The following is a 15,624-nucleotide window of genomic DNA, read 5'->3' on the forward strand; positions in this document are numbered from 1 at the left end:
TTTTAGATACAACAAATTTATATTTATTAAACTTTCAATACTTTCTTATAATACTCTGCTACTTTACTCTTCACATGTTCTTTTGCAAAAGTTGAAGATTTATATTCGCCTTCCTGTTGATATTTCACAAGAAATTCTAACAATTCATCAAAAGAACTGAAAGTTTTCGTGTTTTCACAGATACTCGCGTAATATCTATGCCCTAAATCAACATTAGAAAGCAGACAGACTAATCCTTTCGAAGATGCTTCTACAGCTGAATTGGCGAAGCATTCACTTAACGAACAAGATATATACAATTCATGTTTTTCATAAGGTACTTGTTTTACAAAACCAGCAAATTTAACATTATCTGGTAAGTTATTCCTAGTATATCCTTCAGGTAAATTACCCTAGATCGTAAGTGTGCTATCAGGTGTACATCTAAATGCTTCAATCGTGATTTCATATTTTTTTATAAAGGTCATATTGCCGACTATGCACCAATTTTTTATAGTTGTATATATTTCTTCTTCAACCTCTTCTACATAGACAGGTGGTAGGAATCTCACCTTATCACTTCCTAGTCTTTCTTCTAAGACAGGGCTTGCGACAACATTAGTGCACCAACTTTGCAAGACAAACTTCATAAATGGCACAAGAATATTGTAATGCGTATAGGCAAAAAGCTCTCTTCCAGTATTTTGGAAAAACTTTCGAAGTTGCAGAGGATATTCATTAATCATATCTATAATGAATTTATCATCAACAGTTGAATTTTCCACAAGGTATTCACTCACCAATTGCCATTGCATCAGAGTTTCATCAGTTTCTTTTATGTGATACTTATGATAATTTTCAGAAACATCACCTTCTAATACTACTCCATCTTTGTTGTAAAGGATAAATTTATCTTCTTTAGGGACATATTTATATAATAGTTGCGAAGTATAACACTCTACAGCTCCATCTTTGTAGTGAACTAATCCTACATAACCGTCTTTAGCATATTCCACCTCTAAAACATCCTCTAGATTTTCTATAAAACTTTTATCTACGCTAGGTTTATCCCTGGCTATATCTGATTTTTCAAAAATTACATGATAAAAGTTTTTGAACCCTAGACTTTCAAGAGTTTCTACAAAATTCGGAACAAAATTAGTTAGATTCGTTATAACTAATCTTTGTTCGATACCTATTTCGTCAAAGACAGCTTGTCTAGCTAGTTGACTACTCTCAAAACCATAGATCGTGTAAGGAACTCCTTCTTTTATCGTAAATACTTTAACCATTTTCTACTCCAATACATCTTCTAATCTTAAACCGCAACTCTTCGCAAGTCTACTTCTAAATATCATACCTTTATTATCTTCTTCAAGAAGACCATAATATGCAGTCAGCGTATTCATCACGAGCACATTATCTTTAGTTACCATACACACCCACAGGTGCCAATCTTCAAAACCATCGCACTCTGGATCATAACCACAAGCTTCCTCAACCGCAGATTTCTTATAAATCACAGTAGAGTGATTAAACATATTTTTATAGGCTAACTTAAACCATAACTCCTCACCTGAAAGGTTATTGAAATTATTTCTTTTAATTCCACCTTGTAGTTTATTTCTATCCGCATCGACCTTTGAACCAATGATATCTAACTTATCATTTTGTTCTAATTCATTAAGAAGAAAGTCCAAGTGCCACGGCATCCATTCATCATCAGAGTCCTGCCTTGCGATATACTCCGCAGTCACTAGCGAAATCCCTGCATTAAGGGCTCTCGATATTCCACCATGAAGAACTTTATGATAAATAACTCTCTCATCATTTAAATATTTTCTACATACTTCTTCAGTTCCATCACGAGATCCGTCATCGACGATAATAAGTCTAAAGTTTTCGTGAGTTTGATTTAACACCAATTCAATCACCTTACCGACAGTTTTTTCACGGTTATAAACAGGCATAACAATACCTATCGCCGTCTCCGATAAAGGTAAATCTATCGATTCAATGCCATAATTACCTAGAATTTCTACTTCATTAGTCGTTAAGAACGTTCTGAAACAACGAACACTCACTCCAAGAATGTTTTTTACAAGAAGTAGTGAAGTCGAATAAAAACCATAGACTTCTACATTCTCATAGTTAGACAATAGGTCGTAAATCTCTTCTTCAAAACATTTATCTGATCGAATAGTCTCAGCATTTTCTACATTTACTGTAACTCGAGGGTGAGCATAGTATAATGTTTCTCCCATATTTTCTAATGCCTTCTGCGTCAATTTTTCTGTAATTCTTATATCTTTTTCGTCTATGTAGCTGCCAAGTGCATGCCCTAAAAAGACCTTGACTGTTTTTCTGTTAGTCGCTCTAGCAAAGTCTTTCGGTTTAGTATCGAAAGGTATTTTTATCAACTTTTCAGTTGGGAATACGGTATTAGTATCGAATATTGTATAGTGAGCTTGAGATAGGTTTATGACCCTCTCCAACATTATTTCTTTTGGTCCGACTACTCTATCAGTATAGCGAGTATATATATTAGGTGCAATAATCGAAGTACTACCATCATCAAATGTGAATAATCTCATAAAACTAGGATTAAAAATACTGTGAGCTATCGGATTATCTAAACTTGCTAGATAAAACTTATCAATTTTGATATTTTCTAGTTTTTCCCTAAGTTCATTAGGCCATTCTTTAATTATCAATAAATAGAGTATCTTCACAAAACTCTTTCATTTTATCAGCGTATATTTTCTGCCTATTATCATTAGACATTTTCAAATATATTCCAAAAAACTTCTCACCTGTAACCTTAGCAACCTCTCGCGCAACTAAGACTTGAAATGGTGAAGTACAAAAAATAATATTCATACACTATACCTCTCTGTTAACCTCTCTATTAGACTCTCTATTAGGCACGAAAAATTACGCCAAAAGCCTTTTCCTTTAATAATTATAAATATTTTATCACGCGGGAAAATTCTAGTCAAATGCAGGTGATGAAGAGTACCAAGAGTGGGGTTTTGAAAAGTTAGACATTACTAACGAACGAGATTATGTAAACAGCATGCGCGCCTCCGCTCCGGTTGTAATAGTTATCGGGATTGTGTAAACGAAGAGAACATCTTTATAGAGTGTATCTTAGTTGTTGAGATTATATAAATAAATATAAACATCTAATTCGAAATTAATCCCTTTTTTAAATCTTATAAACCTAAAAAGAAAGCACCCTCGAAAATTATCAAGGGGGCTTTCAAGCCATTTATTTTATTATTTACTATTTTGTCTTTATGATTTTATTATTTTATTCTTATTTTTCTTTACGACGTCTTGATGCTGCAAGCATTCCAGCAAATGTCGCTAATCCTAATCCTGCTAAGCCAGTGTTAGTTTCTGTTGTTCCAGTATTAGCTAATCTCTTAACTTGAGCATTTGCTTTTGGTTGAACTGGAGCATTGTTTTGACCTGGGTTTTCAGGTGTTTCTTTTTTATCTTGTTTTGGATCTTTGTTTTGATCTTCTTTTGGTTTATTGTTTTCTGGTTTTGTTGGATCTTGATTTGGTTGTGGTTGAGGGTTTGCCACATAGTTGATCGGTGTATCTTGACCTGGGTTTGTTGGGATATCTGGTACGATGTATCCTTTAATTGGGTCTTGTGGATCAACTGGTTTAAGTGGGTTTCCATTTCCATCAACTGGAGTGTATCCTGGCACGTATGGTAATACCGGTCTATCACTTCCTGGTTTTGTTGGATCTTGTGGATCGTTTGGATATTTGATTGGACTTGTTGGTTGTCCTGGGATGTTTGTCACCCATAATCCTAGTGGTTGGTAAACATATGTTACTGTTGAACCATCTTTTCCAATCTTACCTTTAGCTTCACCTTCTACTCGTACTAATACGTATCCTTTAATTACTTTTCCAGTTGTTGTGTACTCATCTCCAATCTTAACTTTTGTAGTTTCAACGGGGATTAAGTCTTTTCCATTTTCATCTACATATTTAACTACTAAGTTAGCTTCAGTAGCAACATAGTTAATTACTGTATCTTGGCTTGGATCCGTTGGAATGTTTGGTACTACATACCCTTTTGATGGATCTGTTGGATCAACTGGTTTAAGTGGATTTCCATCTTTATCTTCTGGAGTGAATCCTGGTACATATGGTAATACTTCTGTTGGTTGCCCTGGTTTTGTTGGGTCTGTTGGATGGTTTGGATATTTGATTGGACTTGTTGGTTGTCCTGGAATATTTGGAATCCATGAACCTAGTTCTTTGTAAACGTATGTTGCTGTTGAACCATCTTTTCCAATCTTACCTTTAGCATCACCTTCTACTCGTACTAATACGTATCCTTCGATGACTTTCCCTTCTGTTGTGTAGTCATCTCCTACTTTTCCTTTTGTTGTTTCTGCAGGAACTAAGTCTTTTCCTTTTTCATCTACATATTTAACTACTAGATTAGCGTCATTTGCTTCATAGTTAATTACTGTATCTTTTCCTGGATCTGTTGGAATATCTGGTACGATATATCCTTTAGTTGGATCTTGTGGATCTACTGGTTTAAGTGGTTGACCATTGCCGTCTTTTGGAGTATATCCCGGTACGTATGGTAATGTTTCTGTTGGTTTACCTGGTTTTGTTGGATCTTGTGGATCGTTTGGATATTTAATTGGGTTTGTTGGTTGTCCTGGAATGTTTGGAATCCATGAACCTAATGGTTTGTAAACATATGTTACTGTTGAACCTTCTGTTCCAATCTTACCTTTAGCATCACCTTCTACACGCACTAATACGTATCCGTCAATTACTTTTCCAGTTGTTGTGTACTCATCTCCTACTTTACCTTTTGTTGTTTCTGCTGGAGCTAAGTCTTTTCCATTTTCATCTACATATTTAACTACTAGGTTAGCTTTGTTTGCTACGTAGCTGATTGGTGTATCTTCACCTGGATTTGTCGGAATATCTGGTACCATGTATCCTTTTGATGGATCTTTCGGATCTACTGGTTTAAGTGGATTTCCATCTTTATCTTCTGGAGTATATCCTGGTACATATGGTAATGTTTCTGTTGGTTTACCTGGTTTTGTTGGATCTGTTGGATTGTTTGGATATTTGATTGGACTTGTTGGTTGTCCTGGGATATTTGGAATCCATGATCCGATTGGTTTGTATGTTACTACTTCTGTAGTGTTTTCTGAGTTTGCAGTCACTTTTGTAGCTGGTACTGTTACTTTATCAGCTAAGAATCCTTTAACTACTGGTGATGTAACTTCAGCTAAGTCTTGTGCTTCTGACCAATCTCCGTATGTAACTTCTTTAGTTACTAAGTTAACTTTAGCAGTACGAGTGAATTTAACTTCTTGTGTTACTACTTTTGGAGTTTTGTCTTCATTTAATACTGGAGTTCCATCTGCGTAAACATATGTAATTGTACGTGTTACTGTTTTATTTAGATCTTTTTCTTCTAATCCAGCTGGATATTTAGGTCCTTCTGGGTTATTTGGATCTACTGGAGTTCCTGGTGTTTTTGGTTGATCTGGTGTTACTGTAACTTCTTTTTCTTTCAATGTTACTTTGAACTCTTGATCAGTATTCGTATCGTTATCGAATTTACCGTTTTCTGGGTAAGTGTTTGATACTAACTCATATCCTTTATCCTCTAGTTCTGCAATTTTAGCTTTAACGTCAGCTTCTTTTGTTAATGGTGCATCTGAATCACCTTCTTCTGTAATTCCTTCTACTCCTGGAATTGGGTTTCCTTTTTCATCTACGAATGTTGTTTTAGCTTTTTGAGTATCTTTTACGTAGTTGATTGGAGTGTCTTGACTTGGATCATTTGGAATATCTGGAATGATATATCCTTTTGTTGGATCTTGCGGATCTACTGGTTTAAGTGGTTGTTCATTTCCATCTTTTGGAGTCATACCTGGTACGTATGGTAATACTGGTTTATCAGTTCCTGGTTTTGTTGGGTTATCTTTATCGTTTGGATATTTAATTGGATTTGTTGGTTGTCCTGGGATATTTGGCACCCATGATCCTAGTGGTGTGTATGTTACTACTTCTTTGATGTCTTCTGAATTACCTGTTACGTTCACTGCTGCAACACTTGCTTTATCAGCTAAGAATCCTTTAACTACTGGTGATTTAACTTCAGCTAAGTCTTGTTCTGGTGTCCAGTCTCCGTATGTAACTTCTCCTGTAACTAAGTTTACTTTTGCTTCACGTGTGAATTTAACTTCTTGTGTTACTGTTTTTGGAGTTCCGTCTTCATTTAATACTGGAGTTCCATCTGCGTATACGTATGTAATTGTACGTGTTACTGTTTTGTTTAGATCTTTTTCTTCTAATCCAGCTGGATATTTAGGTCCTTCTGGGTTATTTGGATCTACTGGAGTTCCTGGTGTTTTCGGTTGATCTGGTGTTACTGTAACTTCTTTAGCTTTAAGTGTTACTTTGAACTCTTGATCAGTGTCTTTATCTTTATCGAATTTTCCACCTTCTGGGTATGTATTAGATACTAATTCATATCCTTTGTTTTCAAGTTCTTTGATCTTAGCTTTTACTTCAGCTTCTTTTGTTAATGGAGCTTCTGATCTACCTTGTTCAGTGATCGCATCTACTCCTGGAATTGCATTTCCTTTTTCATCTACGAAAGTTGTTTTCACTCTTTGGATAGCTGTGTAAGTTACTACGTATTCGTAATCTTTATCAGTTGCTGTTGTTGCTTGTACTGGTACTTTTTCAACACTTGCTACAAATCCTTCTTTTTGAGGTACTGCTAATTCTGGAAGATTTGTATCTCCAATACCTTTCCAGTTGATATAGATTGGTTTATCATTCGAATCTATTTCTGCTTTACCTTCGGCATTTGTTTTAACAGTTCCTTTATAACTTACAGTTTGAGTTTGTGATGGGAATACATCAGTACCAGCAAGATTAGCAACATTATCAGCGTATACAAATTTAATTGTACGATTTACTTCTTCCACTCTTGTTTTCTTAACATAATTGTATTCTACTGGAGTAACATAAGCTGATGCATTAAGCCCATTCTTTTTCAATTCTTCAGTTGAATAAATATCACGTACTCTTGTATTCGTTACACTTAGTGTACCTTCAATACCTGTTGTAGGAATGTTAGCAAGGACGTACTCTTCTCCGTCCACTTCTTTTATTATCTCAGGAATAAACCCAGATACATCATATTTCTTACCTAATACGTTTGTATTATCTTTTGTTCCATCTTCATTTAAAGGACGATTTCCATCGTATTTAGTAGTTGCATGTCCAATAATTTTCCCAGTCTCAAGTTCCTTAAGACCTATTACGACAGCTCCTGTTGGTGGTTCTCCTAAAGGCGATCCAGATGCGTTGATTTCCCAACCATTTGCAACTGTTGTAGTAACTTCTTCTTTTTCACCGTTAATAGATGTTCCACCTGAGACTGTTAATGTAGCAGCAGTTTTATTATTACCTGCTGTACCACCTGTAATAATCCCAAATTCGTTATACGTAACGTTAGAAAATTCACTTGTTAAAGTTTTATTTTTAATTACTTTCTCTACTCCTAAAGATTGAAGAGATAACGAGATATTAGAACCTTCTTGAATATATCCTTCCGTTACAGTTACTTCTAATTCTGTTGGTGAGATTAATTTTGGAGTTAATGTAAATCCTCCTTCACGACCATCTTGTAAAATCCAAACGTTGTTTTCATTTGCTTTAACGTTAGCCCAACGGTTAGCAAGACGATAAGTAATACTGTCTCCTTTGTTAGGATTAATAGTCGATGCTGTATTTAATCCATTTACAAAGTTAGTACTTCCTGCAAGTTCTTTGAATTCTGTAAATTCAGAATTAGGTAATTTAATAGTAAACTTAGAACCTACTCCATATCGAATATCTGAGTCTGTATTAATTTCTAAAGTGTCACTCTTACCTTTTAATTCATTAGATACATATCCTAAACCATTATTTGATCTTAATGAAGCTGATGTTGCTTGTTTTGAAAAACTTGCTTGTTGACCTTTACGTGTATATGTATGTTCAACAACTGTTCTACCATCGATCTTAATAGTAGCTTTATATGGCGTGTCTTTCGAAATTTGTGGAGCTAAGTATCCACCACCTGATAAGTTTTCAGCACCAAATGAAACGATAGGATAATCTTTCACTTTCTCATTCCACTCAATGTTGTAAGTGTATGTACCAGTTTCATTGGCAACAGCTGGTTGTTCAGCAACACGCTGATCATAAGTCATACCACGTTGTGTACGTTGCGCCCAATATGGTACAGATTTGTTATTGTTGTTTCCTGTTGATGTTCTATAGTCGATAGACTTAACTTTACCAATTACAGTACCATCTGCTGCTGTAATTTTTTTTCCTGCAGGGAAGGCAGCACCAAACTCAGCTAAGTTTGTAACTTCGATTTTTGTAATTGTACCTGCTTGTAAATCTGCAGTATCAATTGTTGAATCAAATCCCCATGCTTTAGGAGTTGTATTATCAGCATTCATCGTAATATAACCGTTTGTTAAAGATTTAACTTTTGTTCCATCTTTAACAGTATCTTTACCTACGATTTTTTGATCTTGAGTTGCTGCATCCGCTAAGATAGATTCTACTTTACCACGGTGTCCAGCACGTTGCATTGTTACGTAAACTGCTTCAATTGCTTTTTCTAATTCTTTACGTTGTTGATCAGCATCTTCTTTTGTTGAAGAGTCTGAGTTGAAGATGTCTAGAGCTTTTGCGATTTCTTTTTCAGATGTCGCTACCGCTGCTTTGATTTCTACTTTTTTAGCTTCTTCTTTTACTTGTTTTGTTTCGAATGTTGTTGCAGCTCGGTTTACTGCTTTAGCTTCTGAAACTGCTTTTTCTAAGTTTTCTTTAGCTACTTTAGTTTCAGATTTTTCTTCTTTTTTAGCTTCTTCTTTTTTGTCTGCAGTTTTTTCAACTTTGCTTAAGTTGTTGATAGCTGCTTCTAATGCTGCTACTTGAGCATTTACTTGTTCTTGTGTAGCTGATGCTTGCGCTACTAAGTCTTTAGCTTTGTTTAATTCTACTGCAGCACTTACTGTTTGTGCTTGTTTTGTTTCTGATAATTCTTGTCCTGCTAATGACACGAATAAGTTATCTAATTGGTTAATTTTAGCTTGAAGAGCTGTTTTATTTACTTCTTTAGCTGTTGCTTTCTCAGCTGTTGCTTTCTCAGCTGTTGCTTCTTCTGTTTTTTCTTCTTTAACTTCAGCTTTTGGAGCTACAGCTGGTGTTTCAACTTTAGCTGTTTCTACTTTTTCTTCAGTTGCAGTTGCTTTTTCTGTAGCTGCTACTGTAGCTTCTTGTTTGTTAGTATCAGCTGCTTGCGCTGCACCACCTAAGAACATAAAAGCAGATGCAATAAGAACAGATGCTGTTCCTGCGTTGAACTTTTTGATACCGTAGTGGTTAACTTTTTCATATTGTTTTTTATTATTCATCGTTGTGTTGTTTTTACTAAACATTATCGTCTCCTTTTTCTTTTAAATATAATATTGAATAAAATATAAATCATACTGACTACAAGAGATATTCTACATAACTTAACTTAAACTTACCTAAAATTTCAATCATATTTTATATATTTTTAAATTTCATGTTTTCATTTCAAAACACAAAGAAAATGCTATTATACCAATAACCTTAAAATAATAAAACACTGCAAAACTTTTCTTTACCAGTAAATTTTAAGTTTGTTTTAAGTTATGATTTGAATTGTATTATATTGAAAATTATGGAAATAAAACTGTAAAACTATAACTTCCTTTTTATTTAATGATAAATATCTTTTTATTTTTACTTTAAATATAATTTAAATTTTAAAAGAAAACGCTTGTCCGTTTATTTTTTCCTGCAATTCCCTTCTATAAATATACATTCTCTAAAAATATTTTTTATAACTTATTACAAATAAAAAACACCACCTCAGTTTGCACTGAAGTAGTGTTTTCTACTATATTATATTTAATTTAAAATCTTATTTTACTATCTTTTTCCCAAAACTTAATGATGCGATTAATAGTAATGCACCTAATACTGCTCCGATTACTAAAGCTAATAGATACATAAGTGGGTTACTTACAGCACCTGCAGCGATAGCAAAGATTCCTCCGTGAGGGGCTTTTGATACAGCACCAAAAGTCATACTTAAAGCTCCAGCGATACCACTTGAGATGAATAATGGTGGAATAACACGCGCTGGATTACTTGCTGCGAATGGAATAGCTCCTTCTGTTATAAATGATAACCCCATTACGTAGTTCACTATCGCTCCACTACGTTGAGCTTTTGGCCAGATGTTTTTGTTGATTGTTGCTGATACAGCGATTGCTAATGGAGGTACCATACCACCGATCATAACCGCAGCCATTACATCACTTCCTGCTGAACCTGCAGATGTTAATAGAGCTGTACCTGTTACATAAGCAGCTTTGTTAATTGGACCACCCATGTCGATAGCCATCATCGCAGCTACTACGAATCCAAGTATGAACTTACCGCTTCCGTTAAGACTTTCGATAAAGTGTTTTAATCCTTCCATAATACTTGCCATCGGCGCGTTGATTAGGAAGATCATTAATAGTCCCATAATTAGTGAACCTAAGATAGGGAATAGGAAGATTGGTTTAATACCATCTAATGAACGAGGCATCCAGCTGAATGCAATTTTTAATACATGGATAATTCCACCAGCTAAGAACCCGGCTACTAACGCTCCTAAGAATCCTGAAGGTGTGTATGCTAATAAATCACTTTTCAGACTTAAAATACTTGGGTCTGCTAAAATACCACCGATCATACCAACGATAAACCCTGGACGGTCAGCAATAGAACGACCGATGAATCCGGCTAGGATTGGTAACATCATACTAAATGAAATCTTACCGAAGTAGAATAATACTTCTGCGACTTTGTTGTAAGATGGGTCTTTCGGATCAAATGAGTTAATACCCCAAATGAATGATAACGCGATAAGAATACCACCAGCTACTACGAATGGTAGCATGTTACTTACACCTTCCATTAGGTGTTTGTAAGCACGACGTCCGATACTTTCATTTGCTGAAGAATCTTCTGAAGCTTCTGCTGCTCCGTCGTGTTTGTAAATCGGAGCTTTCCCATCTAAGATTGTTTGGATAAGTTCTTCTGGTTTGTTAATTCCGTCAGCTACTTTTGTCATAATTGTTGGACGTCCATCAAAACGCGCAACTTCTACTTTTTTATCCGCTGCAACGATAATTCCCGCTGCTCTTTCGATATCTTCTTTTGTGAGTTTATTTTCTACACCAATTTGACCGTTTGTTTCTACTTTAACATCTAGCCCCATCGCTTTAGCTGTTTCTTTGATTTTCTCAGCAGCCATGAATGTATGGGCAATACCTGTTGGACAAGCTGTTACCGCAATGATATATGGTTTTTCTCCACTTGGAACAGCTGATTTTTCTTCTTCTTTTGGAGCTTCTGTTTTCGCTACGAAGTCTGCGAATACTTTTTCTACGTCTGCTTTAGTTGTAGCTGCATCTAATCCTGCTTTTACATCTGCATCCATAAGAGCTTGTGATAATGAAGCTAGAGCTTTAAGGTGCTCGTCTGCTCCTCCGTCTGGCGCACAGATCATAAAGATATGTTTTGCAGGTTGTCCGTCAAAACTTTCCCACTCAACACCTTCGTTACTTTTTGCATAAACTATCATCGCTTTGTCGAAGTCTGCACTTTTTGCATGAGGGATAGCTACGTTTTCTCCTACTCCTGTAGTTGATTGAGCTTCACGAGCTAGTAAGGCATTTAAGAAGTTTTCTTTACTTGCAATAATATTTTTTTCTACTAACATGCTTGTTAGTTTATCCAGAGTTTCTTTTTTATCAGCCGCACTGAATCCGAATTGAACTAAGTCATAATTTAGAACATCTGTTAATTTCATTTCTTTCTCCTTTGTTAATTTCATATTTCCGAGGAAATATTTTATTTTTCTTCAAATAATTTGTTTTTATTTCGTTCGAGGGATCGATTTCTAATTTTCCCGGTATTGCCTATTGAAATTTTATTTTAATTTTTTAACATCAATCTGTGGTAGTAATTCTTCTATTAATCGTTTACTTCCTACTCCTACTGAGAATGATGTTGCACCACCTGCAGCTGATGCATAACGCAGAGCTTCTTGGTAATCTTTTGTTTCGTTGTATTTCGCAACGAACATCGCAAGCATACTATCTCCTGCCGCAACAGTAGACACTATCTTACCTTTAGCTACGTTAACTTCGAATACTTCTTTGTTCTCAGTTAGTAATAAAGCTCCGTCTGCTCCACGTGAAACAAGTACGTTTTTCGCTCCACGTTCCTGTAATTTTTCAGCATATTGTAAGATTTCTTCGATACTATTTAAAGTTACACCGAACATTTCTCCAAGTTCAAATTCATTCGGTTTAACTACAAATGGTCTGTACTCTAGTGTGTCTAACACTAATTCTTTATTACTATCTACTACTAACGTAGCACCTGACTCCGATACTTTCTTCGCAATAGCTTTGAAGTCTTCTACACCCATTCCCGCGATAACATTACCAGATAAAAATACTACATCTTCTTCAGTTAATACTTCTAACTTCGCAAAGAAGTCACTCACGTTATCTAGGTTTACACTACTACTTTGACCGTTAATTTCAGTCTCAGTTTCTGTAGTTAACTTCATGTTGATTCTAGTAGCTCCACTTGTTTCTACAAAATCATGTTTTACACCTAGTTTATCTAGTTCTGATTTTATAAAATACCCTGTAAATCCAGCAACGAATCCCCAAGCTTTACTATCAACACCAACATTATTCAGTAATATTGAGATGTTAATTCCTTTTCCACCTACTACGTACTTCGCTTCTTGTGTTCTATTTAATTTTCCAAGTGCGAAATTGTTCGCCGTCGTCAGCATATCAACAGCTGGGTTTAAAGTAATTGTATAATACACTATTAGTCCTCCTTTAGATTTTTTACTTCTATTATGTTTTTATACCTCTTATACTCTTTTGGAACTTCATACGATACGATAGTTACATCATCTAACTCAGCAAATTTTTGGAATTTTCTATGTCCGAATTTCGACTTATCAGCAAGGATGTATTTTCTCTTACTATTTTTTATCGCCGTAGCTTTTATAAAAGCTTCATTTTCTTCAGCAGTCGTAACACCAAAAGTTTCATCTATTCCATTACAACCGACAAAACATATATCAAAGCTATATTTTTTCAGTTGCTCGATAGCGACCGAACCTATGACAGCTTGAGTAGAATGTTTTATCGTTCCACCTAGTATAATAGTATGGATTTTGTTATTAATAAGTTTCGGCAGATGATACGTTGAATTTGTAACGACCGTTATCCTCCTATCACGAAGATAATCAATCATTTCATATGTTGACGTCCCCGCATCGAGATAAATCGTCTGACCAGATTCTAAGATATTTTCACAAATATACTTTGCTACTTCTCTTTTTTCTTGTAGAAATTCTGCGCGCTTTACTTGAACACTTTCTTCACTACCACGAGCTGCAGAACGTTTCATCGCACCACCATGAGTTCTATATAATAAATTCTGTTCTTCTAAATTTGTAAGATCTCGTCTAATAGTTGCTTCCGATACACTACAGTGTTCCATAAGTTCTCTTATATTCGAAGATCCTTTTTTATCCAACAAATCTAAAATTTTATTCCATCTTTCATTTACCAATTTCTTCTCTCCTAACTCACAAGATTATTATATACAATATAATATAGCTATTCAATCAATTTCAAGCAAAAACACTCATAAATAATCAAAATAATCGATTAAAATGAGTGCTTGTATTTTTTTATTTGATTGTTTTTCTAAATGATGAGCGTTTTGTTTTTCAAAGTTGTTTCCAAAATTTTTTCATAATCACTGCTAATAAAAGATTTTCATCATCTCAATTCTTTATTTCAAAAAAATCAATAATGAACGTTTTAATAATATTATTCTACTTGATCGATAAATAGTTCTCAAAATTCTATTCATTTGAACTTTTACTACTCGTGAGTATTATACTCTAAAGTAGTAAAACTATAAAATGAAGACTTTTCTTCAGTTACAATTCAGGACATAGCTATATAATTAAAATCACCCCAAATACAAAAAGAGATTCAAGTATTTCTACCTAAACCTCTTAATTTCGATCTATTAGATCATTTCTTATCTTCTTTTTTTAAAGGCAACTTCTTCTTCAGCTCTATTCAACTTTTGAAGTCTTCTACTTCTTGCTCCACCAGCAACTGCTACAGTTTCTACTTGGTGAGTTTCTTCAACTTGAGGAGTTGGAGTTTCTACTACTGGCGCAGTTTCCACTTGTGGCGCTACCTCTACGTGTTGTTCTGGTGCAACATTCACTTCTTGAGAAGCTTGCACTTGTTGTTCTTCTTGAACTTCATTCACAACAGCTTGTTCTTGTACTCCTTGTTGTGCATTTGGATTGAACCCTTGTGGTTGTCCTCCGTGTTGCGCATTTGGATTGAACCCTTGTGGTTGTCCTCCATGTTGCGCATTTGGATTGAATCCTTGTGGTTGTCCTCCATGTTGCGCGTTTGGATTGAACCCTTGTGGTTGTCCTCCGTATTGCGCGTTTGGATTGAACCCTTGTGGTTGTCCTCCGTGTTGCGCGTTTGGATTGAATCCTTGTGGCGCTTGCCCTTGGAATCCTTGTTGTGGACGTCCTTGTGGTGCATTCGGATTAAATCCTTGTGGTACTTGTCCTTGGAAGCCTTGTTGTGGGTGTCCTTGTGGTGCATTTGGATTGAATCCTTGTGGTGTTTGTCCTTGGAAGCCTTGTTGCGGGCGTCCTTGTGGTGCGTTTGGATTGAATCCTTGTGGTGCTTGTCCTTGGAATCCTTGATTCATACCATTATTAAATTGTGGTTGATTCGGAATTGGATTACCGAATTGATCATATTGAACTGGTTGTCCAAATGGATTTGCAAATTGGCTATAGTATTGTTGAGCTTGCGGTGTTTGTCTTAAGAAAAATCTAGCAAACTCATTGTTTGAGTTAGTTTCTACCGCATTTGACGGTAGTGACATTAACACAAAGAAGAATACAATAGCATAAACCGGAGTTAATAAATACACTGAGAAATAACTTAAAATGTAATATAAAGCTATTAAAATAACAATTCCCCATGTTGCAAAACCTACATCACGTAGCCTTCTTGTAAAACTTGCAGTTAGAGGTAAAATTAAAATAAGTCCAGCTATAATAATAAATATTCCGAATGCTAATCCTGTTTGAAGAGTAGATACTCCATCACTTAACGCTCCTCCACTAAGTAGGTAATCTGAGCTGCGGCTTGATTTTCTACCAATACTAGTAAGTGAAGAAAACATACCTTGGAATACTATAACTGTTAGTAAGATAAGTCCTCCTAAAATACTCCCTACAGGAAACCAGTGTCCAGATACAGATGTATAACCTGTGAAGTCCACGAAACCTTTAAAGAAGTCTTTAAAAGAAGAACCATAAGTAACATGTTTACGTCTTTGGTCTATCATAAAACCCTCCTATTGTAATAAAGATAAATTATATAACTATAAT

Annotated in this window: 9 protein-coding genes; all 9 read right to left on the reverse strand. The window is 35.2% G+C overall.

Translation table 11 applies throughout. The features are described from left to right. Window positions 1-26: 26 nt before the first annotated feature. The 9 genes from ACWOA3_RS06860 to ACWOA3_RS06900 all read right to left on the reverse strand — a co-directional run bounded on the left by ACWOA3_RS06860 (window position 27) and on the right by ACWOA3_RS06900 (window position 15,581). A complete protein-coding gene (locus tag ACWOA3_RS06860; RefSeq protein ID WP_456884939.1) occupies window positions 27-299 on the reverse strand; it encodes a hypothetical protein in 273 nt (90 codons plus the stop codon). Window positions 300-392: 93 nt separating this feature from the next. After that, complete coding sequence (locus tag ACWOA3_RS06865; RefSeq protein ID WP_456884941.1) at window positions 393-1,271, reverse strand: glycosyltransferase family 1 protein; 879 nt, start codon at window positions 1,269-1,271, stop codon at window positions 393-395. A 3-nt stretch (window positions 1,272-1,274) separates the two neighbouring features. Then, the gene (locus tag ACWOA3_RS06870) at window positions 1,275-2,711 is read right to left on the reverse strand and encodes a glycosyltransferase family 52 (protein WP_456884943.1); all 1,437 of its coding nucleotides are present in this window, start codon (window positions 2,709-2,711) and stop codon (window positions 1,275-1,277) included. After that, window positions 2,683-2,859 carry a hypothetical protein gene (locus ACWOA3_RS06875; RefSeq protein ID WP_003147682.1) on the reverse strand — a complete coding sequence of 59 codons (177 nt, stop codon included), beginning with the start codon at window positions 2,857-2,859 and terminating at the stop codon, window positions 2,683-2,685. Before ACWOA3_RS06875 ends, ACWOA3_RS06870 begins: the two co-directional genes overlap by 29 nt. A gap of 439 nt (window positions 2,860-3,298) precedes the next feature. Next, on the reverse strand, window positions 3,299-9,499 hold the full coding sequence (locus ACWOA3_RS06880) for a mucin-binding protein (RefSeq protein ID WP_456884946.1): 6,201 nt from the start codon (window positions 9,497-9,499) through the stop codon (window positions 3,299-3,301). A gap of 512 nt (window positions 9,500-10,011) precedes the next feature. Continuing rightward, a complete protein-coding gene (locus tag ACWOA3_RS06885) occupies window positions 10,012-11,955 on the reverse strand; it encodes a PTS fructose transporter subunit IIABC (RefSeq protein ID WP_456884948.1) in 1,944 nt (647 codons plus the stop codon). Between the two features lie 120 nt (window positions 11,956-12,075). After that, on the reverse strand, window positions 12,076-12,993 hold the full coding sequence (locus tag ACWOA3_RS06890; protein WP_003147679.1) for a 1-phosphofructokinase family hexose kinase: 918 nt from the start codon (window positions 12,991-12,993) through the stop codon (window positions 12,076-12,078). Window positions 12,994-12,995: 2 nt separating this feature from the next. After that, entirely contained in the window at window positions 12,996-13,751 is a 756-nt protein-coding gene (locus ACWOA3_RS06895) for a DeoR/GlpR family DNA-binding transcription regulator (RefSeq protein ID WP_003147677.1), read from the reverse strand. A gap of 480 nt (window positions 13,752-14,231) precedes the next feature. Further along, entirely contained in the window at window positions 14,232-15,581 is a 1,350-nt protein-coding gene (locus ACWOA3_RS06900; protein ID WP_172497926.1) for a polyadenylate binding domain-containing protein, read from the reverse strand. Window positions 15,582-15,624: the final 43 nt, after the last annotated feature.

The sequence above is a fragment of the Gemella taiwanensis genome (assembly GCF_054054385.1).

Coding starts and splice junctions, on each gene's coding strand:
- ACWOA3_RS06885 (WP_456884948.1), bottom strand. CDS start 11,955: ATGAAATTAACAGATGTTCTAAATTATGACTTAGTTCAATTCGGATTC.
- ACWOA3_RS06900 (WP_172497926.1), bottom strand. CDS start 15,581: ATGATAGACCAAAGACGTAAACATGTTACTTATGGTTCTTCTTTTAAA.
- ACWOA3_RS06865 (WP_456884941.1), bottom strand. CDS start 1,271: ATGGTTAAAGTATTTACGATAAAAGAAGGAGTTCCTTACACGATCTAT.
- ACWOA3_RS06880 (WP_456884946.1), bottom strand. CDS start 9,499: ATGTTTAGTAAAAACAACACAACGATGAATAATAAAAAACAATATGAA.
- ACWOA3_RS06875 (WP_003147682.1), bottom strand. CDS start 2,859: ATGAATATTATTTTTTGTACTTCACCATTTCAAGTCTTAGTTGCGCGA.